Source organism: Kiritimatiellia bacterium (genome assembly GCA_018001225.1).
Classification (GTDB): Bacteria; Verrucomicrobiota; Kiritimatiellia; order CAIQIC01; family JAGNIJ01; genus JAGNIJ01.
Map to the genome: position 1 here is coordinate 1 of JAGNIJ010000048.1, position 20,663 is coordinate 20,663.

The 20,663-nt window shown below is 61.2% G+C and carries 17 protein-coding genes; 16 read left to right on the forward strand and 1 reads right to left on the reverse strand.

Features of this window, described 5'->3' with window-relative positions; genetic code table 11:
• A partial coding sequence (locus tag KA248_13760) for a hypothetical protein (protein MBP7830973.1) occupies positions 1-1,677 on the forward strand: 1,677 nt, incomplete at its 5' end.
• A gap of 564 nt (positions 1,678-2,241) precedes the next feature.
• Here KA248_13760 and KA248_13765 read toward each other — a convergent pair.
• A complete protein-coding gene (locus KA248_13765) occupies positions 2,242-2,652 on the reverse strand; it encodes a hypothetical protein (protein MBP7830974.1) in 411 nt (136 codons plus the stop codon).
• A gap of 709 nt (positions 2,653-3,361) precedes the next feature.
• Between KA248_13765 and KA248_13770 the strand changes: the two genes are divergently transcribed.
• The 15 genes from KA248_13770 to KA248_13840 all read left to right on the forward strand — a co-directional run bounded on the left by KA248_13770 (position 3,362) and on the right by KA248_13840 (position 20,656).
• The gene (locus tag KA248_13770; GenBank protein ID MBP7830975.1) at positions 3,362-3,904 is read left to right on the forward strand and encodes a hypothetical protein; all 543 of its coding nucleotides are present in this window, start codon (positions 3,362-3,364) and stop codon (positions 3,902-3,904) included.
• The gene (locus KA248_13775; protein ID MBP7830976.1) at positions 3,901-4,326 is read left to right on the forward strand and encodes a hypothetical protein; all 426 of its coding nucleotides are present in this window, start codon (positions 3,901-3,903) and stop codon (positions 4,324-4,326) included. The genes KA248_13770 and KA248_13775 overlap by 4 nt, the downstream gene beginning before the upstream one ends.
• A gap of 17 nt (positions 4,327-4,343) precedes the next feature.
• Complete coding sequence (locus KA248_13780; protein ID MBP7830977.1) at positions 4,344-4,757, forward strand: hypothetical protein; 414 nt, start codon at positions 4,344-4,346, stop codon at positions 4,755-4,757.
• Positions 4,758-4,777: 20 nt separating this feature from the next.
• Positions 4,778-5,716 carry a hypothetical protein gene (locus KA248_13785; GenBank protein ID MBP7830978.1) on the forward strand — a complete coding sequence of 313 codons (939 nt, stop codon included), beginning with the start codon at positions 4,778-4,780 and terminating at the stop codon, positions 5,714-5,716.
• A 72-nt stretch (positions 5,717-5,788) separates the two neighbouring features.
• Complete coding sequence (locus KA248_13790; GenBank protein ID MBP7830979.1) at positions 5,789-8,335, forward strand: hypothetical protein; 2,547 nt, start codon at positions 5,789-5,791, stop codon at positions 8,333-8,335.
• Between the two features lie 16 nt (positions 8,336-8,351).
• On the forward strand, positions 8,352-8,615 hold the full coding sequence (locus KA248_13795; GenBank protein MBP7830980.1) for a hypothetical protein: 264 nt from the start codon (positions 8,352-8,354) through the stop codon (positions 8,613-8,615).
• Positions 8,616-8,618: 3 nt separating this feature from the next.
• The gene (locus tag KA248_13800; protein ID MBP7830981.1) at positions 8,619-9,092 is read left to right on the forward strand and encodes a DUF1353 domain-containing protein; all 474 of its coding nucleotides are present in this window, start codon (positions 8,619-8,621) and stop codon (positions 9,090-9,092) included.
• Positions 9,049-9,453, forward strand: coding sequence for a hypothetical protein (locus tag KA248_13805; GenBank protein ID MBP7830982.1), 405 nt, complete (start codon positions 9,049-9,051; stop codon positions 9,451-9,453). Before KA248_13800 ends, KA248_13805 begins: the two co-directional genes overlap by 44 nt.
• Before the next feature lie 115 nt (positions 9,454-9,568).
• Positions 9,569-10,486, forward strand: coding sequence for a S8/S53 family peptidase (locus KA248_13810; GenBank protein ID MBP7830983.1), 918 nt, complete (start codon positions 9,569-9,571; stop codon positions 10,484-10,486).
• Positions 10,487-10,885: 399 nt separating this feature from the next.
• A complete protein-coding gene (locus tag KA248_13815; GenBank protein ID MBP7830984.1) occupies positions 10,886-12,481 on the forward strand; it encodes a tyrosine-type recombinase/integrase in 1,596 nt (531 codons plus the stop codon).
• A gap of 196 nt (positions 12,482-12,677) precedes the next feature.
• Positions 12,678-14,726: an N-6 DNA methylase gene (locus KA248_13820; protein ID MBP7830985.1), complete on the forward strand. Its 2,049-nt coding sequence runs from the start codon at positions 12,678-12,680 to the stop codon at positions 14,724-14,726.
• Positions 14,727-14,811: 85 nt separating this feature from the next.
• On the forward strand, positions 14,812-16,038 hold the full coding sequence (locus tag KA248_13825; protein ID MBP7830986.1) for a restriction endonuclease subunit S: 1,227 nt from the start codon (positions 14,812-14,814) through the stop codon (positions 16,036-16,038).
• Between the two features lie 96 nt (positions 16,039-16,134).
• Entirely contained in the window at positions 16,135-17,478 is a 1,344-nt protein-coding gene (locus KA248_13830; GenBank protein ID MBP7830987.1) for a Fic family protein, read from the forward strand.
• Entirely contained in the window at positions 17,475-18,800 is a 1,326-nt protein-coding gene (locus KA248_13835; GenBank protein MBP7830988.1) for a type I restriction endonuclease subunit R, read from the forward strand. Before KA248_13830 ends, KA248_13835 begins: the two co-directional genes overlap by 4 nt.
• A complete protein-coding gene (locus tag KA248_13840; GenBank protein ID MBP7830989.1) occupies positions 18,797-20,656 on the forward strand; it encodes a hypothetical protein in 1,860 nt (619 codons plus the stop codon). Before KA248_13835 ends, KA248_13840 begins: the two co-directional genes overlap by 4 nt.
• Positions 20,657-20,663: the final 7 nt, after the last annotated feature.

A 20,663-nucleotide genomic window follows, 5' to 3' on the forward strand; every position in this document is an offset into this window, starting at 1 on the left:
GAGCAGCGCAAGGCCATGTTCGCCCGCTTGCGCGGCGGGGGTGGGGGCGGCGGTGGTTCGGGCGGGAAGGGGCGCTCCTACGACTCGCGCGTCACGATGCATCCCCCGACCTACACCGGCCCGACTCCGGCCGAGGCCGGGGCCGCGATGGATGCCGCGGCTTCCGCGTTCCTGGATAAGCACCTGTGGTCCCGGTTCCGGGGTGAACCGGAGTACCTGGCCGACGGCACGCCGTACTTCGCCGGCGTGGTCATGGGCCCCGGCGGGCTGGCCAAGGCCGGGAAGATGCCGCCCGCCTTGAAGAGTTTCCTGCGGAACCTGGGCGTGTTCGGCGGCTCGCTGGGCGCGGGCCTCGCGATCAGCGACTACCGCGATAAACACCCCACCATGGACCCGCGCAAGGAGCACTGGCTCGCGCTCGGGCAGGACCTGGCCTATACCATCGCCGCGCTGTCCGGATTGAAGCTGGCCCGTCGGGGCATTTCAGCTATCCCTGGCATGTCCCGCGTCGGAGAGTTCTTCGGTGGTATCGGCGATAAGATGAAGGCGTTCCAGGCTGCAGTCGCCGGCCACACGCCGGGCGTTATCAAGACGCCGCTCGGCTGGGTCGCCAAGGCGTACAACGCCGTGGCCGGGTTCACCGGCGCGGAGATCAAGCAGTTCGCCGAGATGCCGCGCGCCTTGAAGAAGTACCAGCTCGCGCAGGGGCTTACCGGCCGCGCGGCGGAGTTGCGGGCGCAGGCGGAGAAGATCGCGCGGCTGGCCCAGTCGCAACACGACTGGATGAAGTGGAAGGCCCACGAGGTTCTGGGGACTTCGCACAAAGGCGCCCGCGCGTTCTGGCCGTCGGCTGAACGAATGTACCAGGAGGGTGCCGGGAAGTTCTTCGCGGCGGAGGCAGGGCTCGCGGGGTCGCGGCGGTCCGCCGCGCACCTGGTCAAGATGGCCGGCAAGGTCGACGCCAAGGCCGCGGGGCTCAAAAAGGATGCGATCGGCTCGCTCGCCCGCGCCGCGTACGTTACTGCCGGGGCCACGGCGGTCCATTCCGTGGAGCAAGGTATCAAGGAGAACTATCGCCAGGATATGGAGCGAGCGTTCGCCCAGGGCCAGCCCTTTGTCCTGAACCCGGATTCCGACATCACAGACACGCCGCTCAAGCGCGCAGCCATGTTCGCCACGGGCACGCTTGGGAATCCTGTCGAGAAGCAGACGCGATTCTACGTCGGCGGCAAGTACACCAAGGATCTCGCGGAGCGGGCGTATCAGGAATACCAGTACGACACCATCGAGGCCGCGCGGAAGTCCGGACACATCACCGACAAGGAAGCGGACCGCCTCCAGGTCGTGCGGGCGAAGCAGAAGCCGTTCAACATGGCCGGCAAGTCGTTGCACAGCTTCACGCCTGCCATCGCAGGGTTCAGCAAGTTCGCGGCCTCCACGGTTTCAAAAGCCATCAAGTACCGCGACGCTTCGGAACTGAAAAAGCTCTACAGCCCGTCGCAAGCGGCCGGCGTCGGCCTCATGGCCTATGGCAACACGGTAGGCGGCAAGCTGCCGTCCAGCATCCCTGTTTCATGGAATGCTTTCCTTGCGGGGCAGGGTGTCTATCAGGCTTACAAGCAGGGGCCGAAGAACTGGCGGGGGAAGGTGTTCAAGCCGTTTCGGGTGGAACAGTAGTATTTCAGTGTTTGCCTTCGATCGGCATCCAAGCCTCGAGCAAGGGGGGGCACCTTGTTGGCCTCCCTCATCCAAACGCTCTTCCGCCAGCAAGACGACTGACCGCACGGAGAAAGCGCGAGAAGGTTTCTGTGGGTTCAGTCGCTTGTGACGGTGTTCCATCTTCGTTTGGGTAACTGTTACTCCCATCAATCCCGCATTTGCGGTTTCCCCATTGCATTCTGACTTCCCATTGTACTCCGTCGCAGATGTCTGAATTGTCGTAGGCTTGTTGCCAGTTCCAGATTCGGATCGCGTCGATCTCGCTACGGAAGGCGTCCCAATCCTGACTTGTGGCTATGATGAGCTTCTCGGTTGGTGGACCGCGGTGCTCATCGGCAGTGTATACGAGGCGGCGCCCGTCGTATGTCAGTGAGTAGTCGTTTGCGAAGTACCCTCCGATCCATACTCGCAGCTTACTCGGCGTGTTTCGTTTCATCTCAGGTCATTGAGGCCAGCGTCGCGGGTCAGCCGTTGCGAGCCCCGCTAGGAGCGAGCGTAGGCCGCACCCGATTGGGTGTTTCCTCATTTCTTGAAGATGTTCCATTTGTTCTGAAACGGTTTGGCGTCGTCTCTCATGAACCAGTACCAGGTGTCCTGTCCTTGTTTCTCCGAACCCATTCTCTGTGCGACGATCCTGCTGGGGACAACAAAGAAGTCCGGGGGCTTCCCTTCTCCGCGCAGGTTCACGAAGACGTAGATGTGTGTCGGCGATACCATTGCTTTGGCGTGCGGACTGAGCAGCCAATAGGAGGTGCTGGCGGCGTTGGTCTTGACTTGGACAGAAAAAGCCCGTGTGCAGTCCGGATCAGTCACGAGGATGTCTGCCCCACGCGCACTTCGGGATGTCGGTGAGGCGATGAATCCATGTCGCGCGAGTTCAGACGCGACAAGATACACGCCCTGCATTCCGGTAAGTTGATTCTTTGCTTTCATTTTTTCATTCCTATGACACCCAACGTCACGGCTCACCCGGCGCGATGCCCGCCCCGGAGTTTATCATGGTTCATTTCGCCGATCCGGGCTTCGCGTACGCGGTGAAGCCGGTGGTTGGCTTTGATCTTTGTCTTCTTTCCTCTGTTTCACGCAAGGGATGACGGCGATGCTCACGATGAGGGCCAGTATCAACGCGAGGCACAGCCAACCGAAGGCGGCAGACATCCATGATGTGTGGCCCTTCTCGTAAGTGGTGAAGAACACGATGGCAGAAGCGAGGATGGAAATCGTCAGATATGCGAGCAGTCGGACCGGTCTTGTTCTTCCTCCGATTTTCATTATCAGTTCTTCCTAAAGCCAACAAGTTATTGAGTGCTTTTCTTGTGATCCTCACCTTTTCAGAGAAGGACGATATAACGCGGCGATTCCGAATGTGTTATGCAGCATATCATCATTGTCTATTGGCCTTGTCTCCACCCTCCCCATTTTCATTTTACCTCCGCTAATCTCCGGCCCCAGCCAATAATTAGCCTTGACAATTCAATGCCAATGCAGTAAGCATATCCACAATGAGAGACCGAATCTAACCACAGAGCTTTAGGGCAACCGCGCGGCCTGATCCGCCGCGAGGCATCCCAGAGAAAGGCGGCAGTTTGGTGCCAAACCACCATCTGCCGCCTTTTTCTTTTGCCCGGGAAAGGACACGAACATGGCAGACCAACCGATCGAGACGCCGGCCCCCGAGAAGGTGGACCTGGCGCAGTTGAAGCAGATGCTGAAGCTCCCCGACACGGCCGCCGAGACGGACATCATCGCGGCCCTCGTCCAGCTGATCGCCGGCCTTCAGCAGAAGTACGACGCGCTCCTGACAGACGCGGTGGCACTGGAAGACGACGTCGCCAACCGCTACCTCGCCGATTTCGAGGACCTGATCCCGAACGAGAGCCGCGAGTTCTGGAAGTCCTCGCTCCTGCACAACCGGGACGAGACGCTCGGCATCCTCATGGGCCTGCGCAAGGTCCGGGACGAGGCCAAGCCGGCGCCCGCGGCCGAGCCCAAGCCCGAGGCGAAGCCGCTGTTCCGCAACCGGCTCGTGGTCGCCCGGACCGTCTCCGAGCTGGCCGAGGAGAGCCCGGCCGCCAGCATCAGCCGCGCGGTGGCGATCCGCAATCGCGCCCACCAGATCCGCAGCACCGAGAAGATTCCGTATGCCCTGGCGTTCTCCAGGGCCGAAAGGGAGATCGAGCAATGAGCCAGACCAACGTGAAGACCGGCCGCTTTGTCGTCCTTGCGGGCGAAGACCTGACCGGCATGGAAGACCGCCTCGTCATGTTGACCCATGACACCGGCGTGCCCGAGGTGAAGCTGCCCGCCGCCAACGACGATGCGGCGGTGTACCTGCTCCTCGAAGGGGCGGCCGACACGGAGAACGTCTCGGTGGACCCGATCCAGGCCGGCCAGAACTACCGCGTCGTTTTGGACGGCACCTGCAACCCCGGCGACAAGCTGGTCCTGGCCGATGGGGCGGGGACCGCCGCCAAGAAGGGCAAGGTCCGGGCCCTGCCGGCGGCCGCCGGTACGTACCGCGTTCTCGGCATCGCCGAGAGCTCAGGCGTGGACGGCCAGTTGGTCCTTATGCGCGCCGCAAGCCTCGGATTCGTCACGGTCATCTAACCCACAAGGAACCCAACATGAACCGCATCCTTACCCTGACCGCAGTCCTCCTGGTGGCCGCCGCGTACTTCGCGCTGGCGACCGATCCCGAAGCGTCCTTCCGCGAGGGCGTCCGCACGCAGGTGATGTCCAACATCTACAGCGTTGCGGTCAGCTTCCCCGGCAACGTGACCATCACGAGCAACGCCACCGTATCCGGTAACGCCGCGATTACCGGCAACCACGTTGTGAGCGGCACCGCGACCGCGGCCGTCCTGAAGGTTCTCGGCGCCGCCACGGTGGACGGGGCCGCCACGTTGACCGGCGGTATCGCCGGCGGCACCACGGTAACGCAGGTCTGGTACAGCGTCCCGCAGTCCACGGCCTCCTGCGTCACGAACACGCTGATCATCTACAAGGGTGTCGGCCAAACCCTCACGCAGGCCCCGTAAGCCACGAAAGGAACACCACCATGAGCAGACTCGCCTCCATCAGCAGTGACCCGGTCCTGAAGGAGTTCGCCCAGGGCGTAGCCCAGGACTCCGTCATGCCCGTTGCCGACTTCCTCGCCCCGACCGTCCCGGTCTCCAAGAGCGTCGGCCGGTACAAGAAGTATACCGAGAAGAACCGCTTCCGGATCCCCGATACGCTGCGCGCGCTCGGCGGCCGGGCCACCGAGCTCAAGTTCGAAGTGTCCGACGACACCTATAACTGCGAGCCCCACGCCCTGGACTATCCCGTGGATAACCTGGAGCAGCTCGAGGCCGACGGGATCATGAACATGCTGCGCGAGGGCGCGGTCGCCATCGCCCAGGTCGCGGCCCTGTCGCACGAGAAGCGCGTCATCGACGCCGCGCTCGAGGCGGTGGGCGCGGGCACTGCCAAGACGTGGGATGCCTCCTCGGACCCCGTCGCCGATGTGGACACCTCGATCCTGCAGGTCATCAAGGCCTGCGCATTCGGCTCGGTCATGAACGTGGGCGTGCTGTTTGGCGCCACCGCCTGGAAGATCTTCAAGAACGCCGCGGCGGTCCGCAACCGCTTCGTTGTGGGCTCCGGCGGCAAGACGGGCGTAGGCCTCGCGGTTCCGTCCGAGCAGTCGGCCAACCAGCTCTTCATCGGCAGCCCGGAGGTGCGGACCTCGTACATGGTCTATGACACCCAGCCCGAGGGCAAGGCCGCCGACTACAGCTTCCTGCTGGACTCGACGGTCCTGGTGTTCACCCGGATGCCCCAGCCGTCCCGGCTGGACCCCTCGTTCATGAAGACCTTCCGGCTCATGAACAACTACATGGTCCCGAGCTCTTATGTCCGGGACGACGGCCGCGTGGAAGTGGCCAAGTTCGACTGGTCCGAGGACGTGAAGGTGACCAACACGGCCGCAGCGGTGCGGCTGAACATCTCGGCGTAAGCAAACCGCAGAGCATGGCGGCATCGGGGCCGAGGTCATGATGGCCTCGGCCCTGTTGCTTGAGAGGGTGGAATGAATTGGATCGCGCTAAACGAGGCCCAGGTCCTGGCGGACTTCCCCACGGACTTGAAGCCGCTATATGACCAGTGGATCGTTGACTATCCCGACAAGGCCGGGCGCCTGGCCGAGATCACGGCCCGCACGGTCTCCGAAGTCCGCGATTACATCATTTCCAACCCGGCCAATACCCTCGATGCGGACACCACGAAGATCCCCGAAAGCTGCCTGCGTCACGCCGAAACGATGATCTTCTACGGCCTCATGATGGAAATGGGTCTCTCGATCCAGGAGGAGGCCCAGGAGAGCATGACCCGCGCGGACATCTTCCTCCGCCAGATTGGCTACCAGCACTTCTCGACCACCGCGGAGGACGCCGCCGCCCCTTCGCCGCGCTACAACACGGAGCCGGACCACCCGATTCGGGTTTTGCCCGTGTTGGTCTCGTTGCTCCTGTTCTTGGCCTCCTATAGTGCCCGCGCGGCCTGGGTGGACACCGGCTCCAGCCATCCGATCTATTCCCTCGCGGAGATCGATCCGGTCTGGACCAATGCCGCGCCCGACTATCTCCGGGCGGAAGGCTGGATCTTTTCCCACCTGGCCACCAACTTCGCCACGGGCGGCATCAAGTTCATCTCGCCGGGCCTTTCCTGGGACGTTTATTCCGACGCCCTGCCGGGCATTTACACCACACTGGTATTTACCGCCCGCGAATGGGACACCGGCGAGGGCGAGGCCCTGCACCAGCACTTCGGATTCGATTTCCATGGGTCGGACATTCGCAATGCAGCCTTCTTCGGCGACGGGGCCGGCCTGACCAACCTTGCCGCGCCTGCGGTTCAAACGAGCGCGGTGTATTGCACGTCCCTGTTCCTGCAGGGCGAGGGGGCCTGGCACGAGTTCACCTACGATAAGAGTGCTCTCTATATCGACAGCGATGTCCTCGTAGACTGGACCGACGCAAATTCAACCTTCGCCAAGCTTGCCGGCGACATGTTTACCGGCCCTTTGACCAACCTAGATGTCGCCGGGGCCCCATACCCACTCGACATCATCAGGTCCGATGCTGGAGATGAAAGCCCGGTATACGTGCGGTTTTTCAATAACTTCACGAATTTTATCGGGTCCATCGGATTGTCGGGTTCGGTCGCTCTATTTGGCGCTATTTCAGCGGATGGGGATTCATTCGCTCCGTTTGCCGTCGGGGCGCCCTCCGACGAGAACCATGCGGCCACCAAGAAATATGTGGATGACAATGCCGGTTCGTTAAAGAACTGGTCGGAGTCTGCCGGCACGGCCACGTCTGCCGGATCATGGCTGTATGGCATCTCGAACAGCCAACTGCAAGTGGCCGGCCTTTTCGTCAGCACGAACAATGCGGTGTCGTTCTGCAAGCCTGATGGCACCGTAACGGGCGGCACGCAGCGCGGGGCCTATTCCGTGGATCTGCAGATGTACCGGGCCATCGCGGCCAATGTGGCGCACGGCACATATTCCGTGATCTGCGGCGGGCGCGGGAATTGGGTGACCTCCACGGCCAGCATCGTGGTGGGCGGGCTCGGGAACAGCGTTCGCGGCCCCGGCAATTATGCCGCCGTTGTCGGCGGTCAGAATAACTACATCTCCGCCGGCGCAGGAGGTGATTACAACTTCATCGGCGGGGGCTATGGTAATGCTATCTCCGCCGGTAGTGGTTCATTCATTGGCGGTGGATACGCCAATTCCTCCAGCAAAGATTACGCCTCCCTGTCGGGCGGACGGTACAATGCGGCCATCGGAGCTTACGCCGCCATAGGCGGGGGCTATGGCAACACGGCGTCGGAGTACGCCATGATCCCCGGCGGGTACACCAACTTCGCTACCGGCACGTATTCAATGGCCGCCGGGTATGCGGCATCGGCTATCCATCCCGGGGCTTTCGTCTGGGGCGATTCCGATTCCAACCGCGTCACGTCGACGGCCACGAATCAGTTCATTGTCGAAAGCAACGGCGGCTGCATTCGGCAAGCCGCTCAAGAAGGGGATCGCTGGTGGTGGGGCGGGCGGCTCACGAATCACCCGGCCGCCGTCACCAACGTCATTCAATACTACACGTACGGCGGCACGAACACCGTAGTCAGTGAATGGTGCATGAGGGGGGACGGGTTCTCGACGCAATTCTCTGCCCACGATGCCGAAGGCAATGATGTCCGGCGCACGTATGACGCCGTTACAGGCATCATGCGGACCGTTAACGAGACCAAACGCGACGCCTTGAGGGTGGCGGCGATCAGGGAAGCCAATGACTTTGAGGGCTTCAAGGAACTAATGCTGGCGGCCGAAACAGGCGGCGTGACCGAAATCAAGGTTGGCCCTACGTGGGCCGAAGCCGAAGCGATCCGCGTGGCCGAAGCGTCGGCGAAGCAAGCCGAGTATGCAAAGGACTTGGCAAGGTGGGATGCTGACCATGCGGCGTGGGCGGCGTTGCCGGAGGCCGAAAAGACGTCCGATAGTGAACCCAAGCGCCCGCCGGAACCCGCCCCGTATGCCCCCAACCCGCAGCCGTGGAGGCCCGCGAAATGAGCGCGCGTCAGGTTATATGATCTCCAAAGCCATAGCCTTCTCCGCCGGCAGCCTGGCCGCCCTGGCCAGCGCCGCTCCGGCCTCCCCCGAGGCTCTGGAGGCGGTCAGCAAATGGCCGGTGACCGTGGTCCTGGGGGCCGTCTGCTGCTTCTGCGTGTACCTGATGTATCGGCAGGGCAGCGACTACCGGGCGAGCCTGGACAAGATTGCCGGTGCCCTCACGCACCTTTCCGAGAACCTGGCTCAGCGGCCGTGCATCCGGGATCCCCACAACGATTGAACCATGAACCCGTCACCCTTCATAGTCCAGTTGCGCGACCCGGAGGGTCGGTTCAGCGGCCCATTCCGGTTCCGGTATGTCAACGGGCGGGACTGGGCGGTGGCGGAGGATCTTTCCTATCGCACCAGGGCGGGGCCGGTGTCCACGGTTCGGGCTGGGTTCACGACCGACTTCGCCACGATCCCGCCGCCGCTCTGGCCCTTCATGCCGCCGGCGGGGGATGGCAGGAACTTCTACGGCCTCGCGGCGCTCTGGCATGACTGGCTGTACTGGCATGGGGCCGTCGAGGGGCGGCCGATCAGCCGCCCCTATGCCGACGGCATCTTCCTCGAACTCATGCGCTATCTCGGCGTATCGCGCCTGTTGGCCCGCATCATGTGGGCCGCTGTCCGTTCTTTCGGTTGGTACCAGTGGAACAAATACCGGAGGCACAATGAAAACCGCATCTATCCTTCTGGTCGCCCTGTTGCTCTGTAACGGCTGCGCGACGGCGCTCACGAACCAACTCCTGCAGCGGCAGGACGCGGTCCGGGTCGAGGTCGAGGGCAAGACGGTCATGGCCGGGGTGGACCTGTTCGCCCTGGACGAGGTCGCCGAGCATCCGTTCATCCACGGGTTCGCGGCGGTCCTCGATCTCGGAGCCGGCTATCTGGTCTACGACGCCTTGGAGGACAGCGGTGGAAGCAGCAGCTCCACGCACAGCACCACAGCCTACACGATCCAGACTGGCGACAACTCGCCCGTGTACTTCATGGAGAACTCCTCTGTGAACAACAACCAGAGCAGCACGCCGGCTCCGGTTGAGGATTCGGACAAACGCGCGCGGAGGGCCCGGTGAAAATCCTTGCGATCATCCTGGCGGCGATCCTGCTGGCCGGCTGCGGCACGCCGAAGGGCTACGACTGGGATACGACGCCGGACCACGATGGCGAGGAATACGTCGGAGGCACCCCGTGAAGCTTCTATGCGTGGACAGCCAGGGCGAGCGTATCCAGGCCCCGTATCGGGATCTCCTGCCCAACATCGAAATGCGCAGCACGCCCACGCCCGAGAAGTGGCGGGATGCAAAATGCCACGAACACGGCTCGCTTTGCGGCTGGCTGCTGGCGCTGCCCGCCCAAGCGGCGATCCTGGCCGGCGAGTTGACCGAGAAGGTCGAGTTGATCTTCTGCCGCATCTTCGATCAGAACGCCCGGTTCATTCCCGGCTCCGAGGAGCGTATCCTCGAGGTGATCCGCGAGGAGCGGCCGGACGTGGTCTCGCGGTCCTGGGGCCAGTGGGACCTGGACGATACACTCGGTGAGTTCTATGCGCAGGTCGAATGGGCCGACTGGGCCCAGCGTTACGCCGCGCTCCAGGCCGAGATCGGCTTTCTGGACGTCGGCGCCGCCGGCAACGATGACGACAACGACAAGGACGATGACATCGTCTACCCGCAGCGGCTCCTGGAGAACTGTTGCATCATCGGTGCGGCGCATCGGTCCGGCAAGCCGGCCGCGTGGTCAGGCGATGGGGCAGGGGTGCTTTGCGTGATGTGGGCCGATCGCGTCTATTCGCCGGACGCCACGGGCCGCTGGCGCTTGTGGTCAGGGGCCAGCGCCGCCACGCCGAAGTTCGCTGGGGCCGCGGCCCTGCGCCGTTTGCAGGCACCCGCGCTCAAAGTCGCGGTCATGCACGAGGCCACGCGGCCGACCAAGGCGGCCTATGCGAACATGACGCATCACGCGAAGTGGGGCTACGGCAACTGGGAAGAAGCCTGGCAGCGATATGCGCGGCTCATGCCCACCGAGTTGATGCCGCCGGCCGCGCCGGCTGGGATTCAGAGCCTCGTCGCGCCGATTGAGCTCTTCGAGTTTCGGCGGATGGTCTGAAGCGATTTTTCGACCCCCGACTTGTGCGAAAACTTGTGCTACCCCCCTGTGTTTTTGGGTGTTCATGAGTGTTCAGTCATTTTTCAGGCGTGCTTATGTAATATGCCCATCAGTAATGTAATGCGTTGATAATGGCCGTTTTAATTAAGAATATAATCATTGACAAAATAATAGCTAATGGGGTTGGGGTGCAAAAGGTCAGGAGTTCAAATCTCCTCGCCCCGACTCCTTGGTTGGTTAAGAAAACCGTCAGAAATGGCGGTTTTCTTTTTTTCTTAGTACGCCTAAAATCACCTGAACTCTACTAAAGATGGCAAATATGTGAGGATTATGTGAAACTTTGGCTTGTGCTTTGCCAGGGCTTTGCTACTCTTGCCCATGATTGCAGGGAGACCTTAAATGGCGCTGGAGATAAAACCTACAAGCCGTTGGTGGTATGGCCGATTTCAAGTCGGCGGCAAGACCATGCTGATCAACCTCGAGGTCGAGGTTCAAGGCAATCGGCCTCTTTCCATCACTCAAACGGGCGACGGAGCCTTTGAGCGGTCCCGTGGCAAGGCAATGGTTGAACACGATCGCCGTTTGGCGGACCTGAAAAACAAGCACAACATCGAGGAACTCACCCAACGCATGATCGAGGCCAAGACGGGATCTCGCCTCGATACCGTGAAGATCGCCGATCTTCCCACCGCCTGGGAACGCATACCCCGTCGACGAAAGCCGTCCGCCACTCGCGCCAAGACCTGCAAGGCCATCCTCCGGCGTTTCGTGTCTTTCATGAAGGACAAGTATCCGAACATCTCCGAGATGTACGAAATCACTCAGCCAATGACGCGCGATTTTCTCCAGGCCGAAGAGGAACGTGGCGTTACTGCCCGAACGTGGAACGTGACGCTCGCTCTCCTTCGATCCGTCTTCCGATACCTTCAGCCCGAAGCAGATGCCTACCGGCGGCACCTGATGAACTTGCCCGGCAAGGAAGAAGAGACGATTCACCGCCAGCCGTTCGCGCCAGACGAAATCCAAGCGATTCTCGAAGCAGCCCGCGACGATGAACAGATCTTCCCGGTGATCGTGACCGCCCTCTGTACCGCTATGCGGAAGGGCGATTGCTGCCTTCTACGCTGGAAGGACGTTGACCTTAAGAATGGATTCATCACGGTGAAGACCGGCAAGACCGGCGAGCGCGTCGAGATCCCCGTTCTGCCGATTCTGCATGACGTTCTCCGTCTCATTCCCCACACCAGGGGGGAATACGTCTTCCCGCAGATCGCCGCGCTCTACAAGAAAAGCTCCGATGCACCCGACCGGAAGTTGAAGCTCATCCTCGCCAAGGCCGGCTTCGTGGATGGCGACCTTGCCGATCGGATACGACGGTCCCCAGGCGAGATACTGCCGGTGCTGCCACCGAAGGAAACGCTCCGCCGCGGCCTGGAGGCGATCAATTCCGCCAAAGTCATGCGCCATCGCCGCGAGAACATGCGGAAGGTATTCTCGGCTTATATGGATGGCAAGGTCACCGCCGAGATTAGCAAGGATCTTCGTGTCAGCAAGGGGACCGTCTCCGGCAACCTGCGTGCCATTGAGAAGCTGATCGCCGCGCAAGTTATACGCCGCGCACAGACCCGAGTTCTTCCTGCCGTGTTCCGTGGCTCCATCCACGCCGATAGCGATGTCGGCCGGCTGAAGAAGGCCAGCGTCCGCGGCTGGCACAGCTTCCGAACCACATGGATCACCCTTGCCCTGTCCGCCGGCCTGCCCATGGAACTGGTCCGCCGCGTCTCCGGCCACACGACCACCGACGTGGTCCTGAAGCACTACTTCAAGCCCGGCCGCGAGGACTTCCGAAAGGCGATTCAGGCCGCCATGCCCAGGATGTTGACCAATGGCGAAAAGACCCGAGATGAGCAGATCGCCGACATTGTCACAAATTCCAAGCGAGAGAACGCGTGGCGTGATATTCAGGCGCTCAAAGCGCTTGTTCATCAATCCTGATTATATCAACCGGCTTTTCTCTCGCCCATCCGCCTAGCCGCTGTTAGGCTCCCGTTTCTTTCGAGCGCGAAAAGGAGAAATCGCAGGATCAAGTGCCAGCCAGTAGAGTCTATCCAAGACGATGCACAGATACGGACATGCTTGGGGGTTTCAATACGAAGAAGATTCAGAGTCTTATTGAGGAGCGCATCCTGCCATGAGGTTGACGCAACAACAGCTTGAGGCGCATCTGTGGGGTGCGGCGAACATCCTGCGAGGGAAGACGGCCGGGCAGGACTACAAGAACTACATCCTGTCACTGATGTTCTACAAGCGGCTATGCGATCAGTGGGAGTGCGAGGCCGACGAGGCGATTGCCGAGTTGGAGAAACAGCAGGGCCGTATGTTCAGCGAGAAGGAGCGGGCCCTGTTCCGGCGGCGCGGCGAACACCGCTTTAGCATTCCGGAAGGGTCACGTTGGGGCGATGTGCAGTCCGCTTCGACGAACCTTGGCGAGGTGCTCACCAAGGCCATGCGCGCCGTGGCGGCGGCGAATGAGGAACTGCGCGGGGTCTTTACGGTGGACTGGAACCAGCCGGCGCCGGATGGGTCCGGGCGGCCGCTGATCCCGAACGAGGTCGTGCATGCTCTGATTCAGCATTTCGATGAACACGATCTATCAAACTCGAGCGTTCCAGCGGACATTCTCGGGCGGGCGTACGAGTACCTGATCAAGCAGTTTGCCGATGATGCCGGAGCAAAGGCCGGCGAGTTCTTCACCCCGCCGGAAGTCGTGGATGCCCTGGTGCGGATGCTGGAGCCGAAACCGGGCGACACGATCTATGACCCGACCGCGGGAAGCGGCGGGATGCTCGTGCATTCGGCGGACTACCTCCGGGAACACGGGCACTTTGCGACGGCTGCGCAGTACTTTGCCCAGGAAATGAACTGGGGCAACGCGGCCATCGGCAAGATCAACTCCGTGCTGCACGGGTTGGAGGCGGAGATCAAGGCGGGGGCCAGCACGATCACCGATCCCCAGTTTGTGGATGGCGGCCAGGTTCGGAAATTCTCGCTGGTGCTTGCCAATTTCCCCTTTTCCGATGAGTTCTGGTGGGTGAAGCCCGAACAGCAGACGGACGACAAGAAGAAGAAGGACAAGCTAAAGAAGGAGATCTTCGGCAAGGAAGGCTTTAAGGATCCTTACGGGCGGTTCGGGCGCGGGACATCGTTTGCCGCGCCGCCGGCGGGGTATGGGGACTATGCCTTCATCCTGCACATCCTTGCCTCGCTCACGGATGACGGCCGGGCCGGGATCGTGTGTCCCCAGGGCGTGCTGTTCCGCGGGCAGCCGGAAGTTGAGGAAGAGACCGGCGAGTTCCACAAGGACGGCAACCCGAAGATCAAGCGGCGCAAGGCCGACGACGAGCATCTGATCCGGCACGCGCTCCTGCAAAGCCGCGTCGTCGATGCCGTGATTTCCCTGCCCCTCAACGTCTTCTACGGCGCCGGGGTGCCGGCGTGCCTTGTGATCCTTCGCAAGAAGCGGCCGAAAGCGCGGCGCGACCAGTTGCTGCTTGTCTATGCCGCCCAGCACTACCGGGAGCTTTCGGCGCAGAACGAGCTGCGACCCCAGGACGTGATGCGCATCCTGGTGCATTACCACGCCTACGGCGATGCCGCGAAAGTCGGCAAGCTGGTTGAGGAGCATGGCGCGCGTATCCGCAAGCAGATCGACCTGCGGGAAGAGGACGAGGTCGGGCGGATCATAGCCGAGTATCAGGAGTACGCGGACAGGTTGGCGAAAGTCGATGAGGCCATTGAGACCGGACAAGGACGACACGAAGGTCGTCCCTCCATTGGAGGGTCGGGCTCCGTCCCGACCGTTCTTGCATCGAGCCTCGCGAAACTGGAGAAACAGCGCGAGAAGCTCGTGGCCAAACTGTCCGAGCGCGACGAGAAGATTACCGAGAGTCGGCGGCGCGCGGAGAGCGACCGCCGGGATGTCGCGACGGTCGGGGAAGAGTTGGAGGCGCTCTATGCCGACCCCGACGAGTTGCTCAAACACGTGCGCGTCGTGGGCCCCAACGAAATCGAGGAGAACGAGTTCAACCTGAACATCCCTCGATACGTAGATACGTTCGAGCCGGAGCCGCGAATTGAGGTCAAGGATGCGCTCAAGGCTCTGGCGGCGTCGGAAAAGGGCGTGAGGGACGCGGAAGTCGCGTTGGGGAAGCTGTTGAGGGCGGCGGGCTATGGAGAATAGGCACCGCCAACGACCGCTCGGCGCACATCCCATCTACTGGGCTTCCTTCCGCGCGAAGCCGCCCCTGAGCTGGCGTGTTTCGGCAGTGGGAGCGCTGGCGGCTAGTTTCAAAGGCAAACTTCCGACTACAACGACTGAGAAGCCAACCGCCCGGTCCCGCCCTTACTTACTCATGGAAGGACTTCGTGGAGGTTCGCATGTTTTTACCGAGGACACGCATCTACCCTCCGTCACCGAGACAGACACCGTTGTCATTGCCGACGGGTCTAAATCTGGTTTCGCAGTTCGAGGCGTTGCTGGCGTCGTGGGGTCGACGCTCCTGGGGTTTCGGGCCCGCAACGGAGTTGACGCGAGTTTCCTATACCATCTTCTGGCGTCGTTGTTTCAGTACCTCAACTCGACCACTACGGGCACCGCAATCCCGCACTTGGATCAGGATCTTCTGTTGCGCCTGCCTATTGGATTGCCGCCAACAGTCGACGAGCAGGCAGCGATTGTGCGGATTCTGGATGCGGTGGACACGGCGATTGAGCGGACGCGGATGGCGGCGGAGCGGGCGTGGGTGGTCGGTCGCTCGTTGATTGCTAACCTGCTTCGATGCGGGATTGGCTGCGACGGACGAACGCGAGACCGAAAGACTGAGCCTGCTTCTTTCGTGCGAACCGCGGCGGGATCGCTGCCATCGGCATGGAGGTTGAGTTCCGTCGCCGATGAATTCGACTTTCAGAACGGGTTCACGCTGAACGCAGAACGTCGGAATGGGGGTCGAAAGCGACCTTATCTGCGAGTGGCAAATGTCCAGCGAGATGCCGTCAGCTTGGATGACGTTCATGAACTCGATGCGGGTGACGCTGAGTTCGAGCCCCGCAAGCTGGAGTTGAACGACCTTCTCGTTGTCGAAGGACACGCGGACAGGATGCAGATCGGGCGCTGCGCGTGCGTGGCCGAAGAGGCTGTGGGAATGACGTTTCAAAATCATCTGTTCCGACTGCGAACGCATGGCGATGTATCGGCGGCGTTCGGTTGTCTCTGGCTGAACTCCCAATATGCACAACGGTACTGGAATGCACGTTGCGCAACGAGTTCGGGGCTAAACACCATCAATCAACGAATGCTGAAACGCATGCTTGTACCCGTCGTTCCTCCTGAGGAGCAAGACGCAATAGTGCGGCTTGCGGGAGCCGCGAAGTCCAAGGTCGCCGCCTTGGCGAGCAAGGAAGCGGCCCTGCGCGACCTCAAGCGTGCGCTCATGGATGACTTGCTGAGCGGCCGTGTGCGCGTGGACGCGACCAGGATCGGGGGTGCGGCATGAGGCCGAAGCCATGTGTCAGGGTGCTACTAACGATAGTCAATTCAGTAGTTGTGCGACAATTACTAATCTGGTAGATATTAGTACATGGTTGACATTATGAAGACCCCACAGAGACCGCCAGCGATGGTGGCGTTGATCAGCAAGTACCTGGAAACGAATAGGTTCGATGAGATTCTACGGGTCGCTGTCGAACCGGCGGACGACTACCTGCACTGGGACAAGCTGAGGCATTTGACGCCACCGGAAGGGCTAACTGCCGAGGAATGGTGGCTGGGGATCAAGCTGTGCCGTCAAGGGCTCCTGAAGCCGCTCCCGCTGCTCGACAAGGCCGGCAAACCCTTCCGGTTTGGCGTGCCCGACTTGGTGCAGGCGGAGCTGCACGATATTGACGTGGGCGCCGGGCGGTCCATCGGCATTCCGGAGCCCATTACGAATCCGCAGACGCGCGACAAGTACCTTATCCGCTCGCTGATCGAGGAAGCGATCACGTCCAGCCAGCTCGAAGGCGCGGCAACCACCCGTGAAGTGGCCAAAGAGATGATCCGAACGGGCCGTCGTCCGCGGGACATCAGCGAGCGCATGATTCTGAACAACTACCTGACCATGCAGCGAATCGTTGAACTGAAAGGAGAGACCCTTTCTCCGGAGCTGGTGTTCACGATCCATCGGCTTGTGACCGAGGAGACCCTTGACGATCCGACGGCGGCCGGCCGGTTCCGCAGGCCGGACGAGAAGCGCATCGTGGGCGACGACTTCGGCGAAATCTTCCATGATCCTCCGGATGCCAGCCAGTTGGATGAACGCTTGCGGGCCATGTGCGATTTTGCCAACGGCAAGACCCCGGGGTTCTTCGTCCATCCGGCGGTGCGGGCAATCCTGCTGCATTTCTGGCTGGCGTACGATCACCCGTTTGTGGACGGCAACGGTCGTACGGCGCGGGCCTTGTTCTACTGGAGCATGTTGCACGCGGGCTACTGGCTATTCGAGTTCATTTCGATCTCGAGCATTCTGAAGAAAGCGCCGGTCCGGTACGGATTGTCGTTCCTGCACAGCGAGACCGACGATAACGATTTGACCTATTTCATCGTGGCGCAGGCGAAGGTGATACGCCGGGCCATCGAGGGGCTGCACACGTATATAGATCAGAAGACCGTGGAAGTGAGGGAAGTGGAGGCGCGCGTCCGGGCTCTGGATCTCTTCAACCACCGACAGGCGGATCTGATCCGGCATGCGTTGAAACACCCCTATCAGGAGTACACCATCAGGAGTCACGGCAAGAGCAATAATGTGGTGTATCAGACCGCACGGACCGATTTGCTCGACCTGAGGGCGCGCGGGGTGCTGGAACAGAAAAAGCGAGGCAAGAAGATTATCTTCACCGTGCCGCACGACCTGGCCGATCGGCTGAAACGCATGGAAAAGGAAGCCAAGGTCTCATGAGTGAGTACGATATGGTAGAGCGGCCGATCCTTAATTGGCTCTGCGGGGACAATTATGAGGCCTACGATGCCGGTCGCGCGGGTCTGGTGGGCGGTCTTGGATGGACGTACCGGAGCGAGACAGCGATGGCTGCCTACGGCCGGCCGCTGGAGGACCCGCTCGTCGAGCGTATCCTGGTGGACAAACTGAAGGCGATCAATCCGGGCGTGAACACGGACGCACAGGCGATGATGGCGGTGGCGGCGCTGCGGAGGGCGATGGTTCTGCCGGATAAGTTGACGGCGAACAGCAGGACGTTGGAACTGTTACGGGATGGCGTGACGCTGCAATTGACTCCGGGGGCGGATGCGACGACGGTGAACTTCATCGAATTCGATCCGAACAAGCAGGACATCAACGATTACACGGCGACGAATCAGTACCGCGTTCAGGGCGTGAAGCAGTGCCGGGAGGATACGGTACTGCTGGTGAACGGCATGCCCCTGGTGATCGGCGAGTACAAGAGCTACATCGCGAGCGGCAAGGACTGGCGCGAGGCGGTGCTTCAGCTCCACCGCTACCAGCGGCAGGCGCCTCTGATTCTGGCCTCCAATGTCTTCTGCGTCGCCGTCGACGAGGACGAATTCCGGTACGGGACGGTGCTCTTTCACGAGGCCGAGAAGGAGGAAATCGAACGCCACATGGACGTATGGGGGCGGTGGCTTAGTCTGTATCCCGAGAAGAAGGGATACTGGAACGAGCCAGGAGCGGACGACGCCGACGACCCTCTGGAAGTTCCGGTCAAAGGGCTGCTGCGGCTTAAGCCCTGTCATGTGCTGGACTTTCTCCGGCATTTCGTGGTGTTCGAGACGAAGCGGGGCAAGACCACGAAGAAGATCGCGCGGTATCAGCAGTTCGAGGCGGTGAACGATATCGTGGACCGTGTGCTGGCGCTATACGGCAAGGATGTGGAGCCCCAGGAGCGTACCGGGCTTATCTGGCATACGCAGGGCTCGGGTAAGACGCTGACGATGGTCTATACGGGGTATAAACTGCGGCGGCATCCGGCGCTGGAGAATCCGACAGTGCTGATCATGGTGGACCGGCGCGATCTGAAGACCCAGGTGGGCGACGACTTCATTGCGTGCGATTACCCGAACATCGAAAAGGCTCTGGGGGTGGATGACTTGAAAAAGAAGCTGCGCGCTGGATGGCGGGGAACGCTGGTGACAACGATCCAGTCGTTCCAGAAAATGGACGATCTTGAGCCGATTGATCGTGACGACATCATCTGTCTCGTGGACGAATGCCATCGCACACAGAAGAGCGCGAGGAGTGCATGAGCGGCGAAAGCTATGCGATGACGATGCGGGCGAAGCTGCGTAACGCGTTCCGCTTCGGCTTCACCGGGACGCCGATCGACAAGACGATGCAGAATACGCACCGTGATTTCGGTCCAATGATCGAAGGCGAGCAGGAGCGATACCTGAGCTACTACGGTATCCGCCGCGCGATCAAAGACGGCGCGACGCTGGAGGTTCACTATGTGCGGGACAAGGTGCCGTTCAACGTGGACGAACAGGCTCTGAATATCGGATACGAGCAAATCTGCGAGGAGATGGAGGTCGAGGACGAGGAAGCGAAGGACAACATCCAGCGGCAGAAATCCAAGTGGAAGGAATTGGCCCGCCATCCTGACCGCGTGGAGATCGTTCTGGAAAAGATGATCGAACATTTCCTGGCCTATCCGGACCCGGACGGGTTCAAAGCCCAGCTTGTGGCCGTGGACCGCAAGGCTTGTGCGATTTACAAAGACAAACTGGACGAAAAGCTGCGGGTACGCGGTCTGCCGCCGGAGTGGGCGGACGTGATCGTTTCATCGGCACAGAACACGGCCGACGAGGATGTCCGGCGTTTCGAGTATCCGAAAGCAAAACAGGACGATCTGATCGAGTGGTTCAAGCTGACGCCCACGGAGTGGGAAGAGAAGAACAAGGAACTGCACGGTGACTCCAGGGAGGAGTGGCGCCCACCACTGAAGATACTGATCGTCTGCAACCGTCTGCTGACCGGCTTCGATGCACCGGTGGAACAGGTGATGTATCTGGACAAGCCGTTGCGGGATCACAACCTGCTTCAAGCCATCGCGCGCACGAACCGGCCCCTGCCTTCGATGAAGAAGCGGACGGGCGTGGTGGTGGATTACTTCGGGAATTTCGACCGGTTGGAGAAGGCGCTGAACTTCGATGAGAGCGTCCGCGAGGAATCGCTGATCGACTGGAAGGCGCTGAAGGAATCGGTGTCCGGCGAGGTGGCTCGGTGTCGAGAGCTGTTTGACGGGATTTCGATGGAGGCGCGGCGCGAGCATCTTCTGGCGGCTCTGCGACGGCTCCGTCCGCCGGAGGCGGCGAAGACGTTCGAGCAGAATTTCAAAAGCCTGGAACGGTTATGGGAAGCGGTATCGCCGGACCCATGCCTCTATCCCCTGCGGCATCAGTACAACTGGCTGTGCAGCATCTTTATTGCCTGGCGGCGGCGGCAGAGGGGGAGCCGGGAAACACACAACGAGCTGGCGGCGAAGACCCGGAAGCTGATCGAGGAGAACACGTCCTTCATGGAGATGGCGGAGGCGCTCCCCGTGTTCAAGATCGACGCGGAGTACCCTGCGCGGCTCGACGATTTGCCCTCACCCTCCGACAAGGCTGCGGCGCTGGAAGCGGCGCTGACGGCGGAGTTGGCGGAGGATGATCCCAGTTTCACATATCGGTTGCTGGGCGAGCGACTGAAGAAGCTGAAGGAACGGAAGGACGCGAGCGACGAAGCGACGGCGCGGCGGCTGCGCGAGTATGAGGAGATCGCCGCCGAAGCGGCGAAGACCAAGCAGGAGCCGGAGCGCCTGAACCTGACACAGGCCGGGGAATATGGGCTGTTTACAGTCCTGCGCGAGTACGCGAAGAGCAAGAGCGAACACTACCTGGCCGATTGCGCGCGCCGAATGGTGGGACATCTCCGGAAACATCAGTTGCTTGCTGCCGGATGGAGCTATCCAAAGGCCGGCGGAGGGTGGAAGCGCGTTGAGCGTTCGCTGCTTGCTGAATCCTGGAACCCGGCTTACGAGGCGCTCGGGTTCGGTACGGAGGAGGAAGCCCCGGCGTTTCTGGTGCCCGCAGTGGAGGAACTGGCGAAGAGCGACACATGAGGTCTGG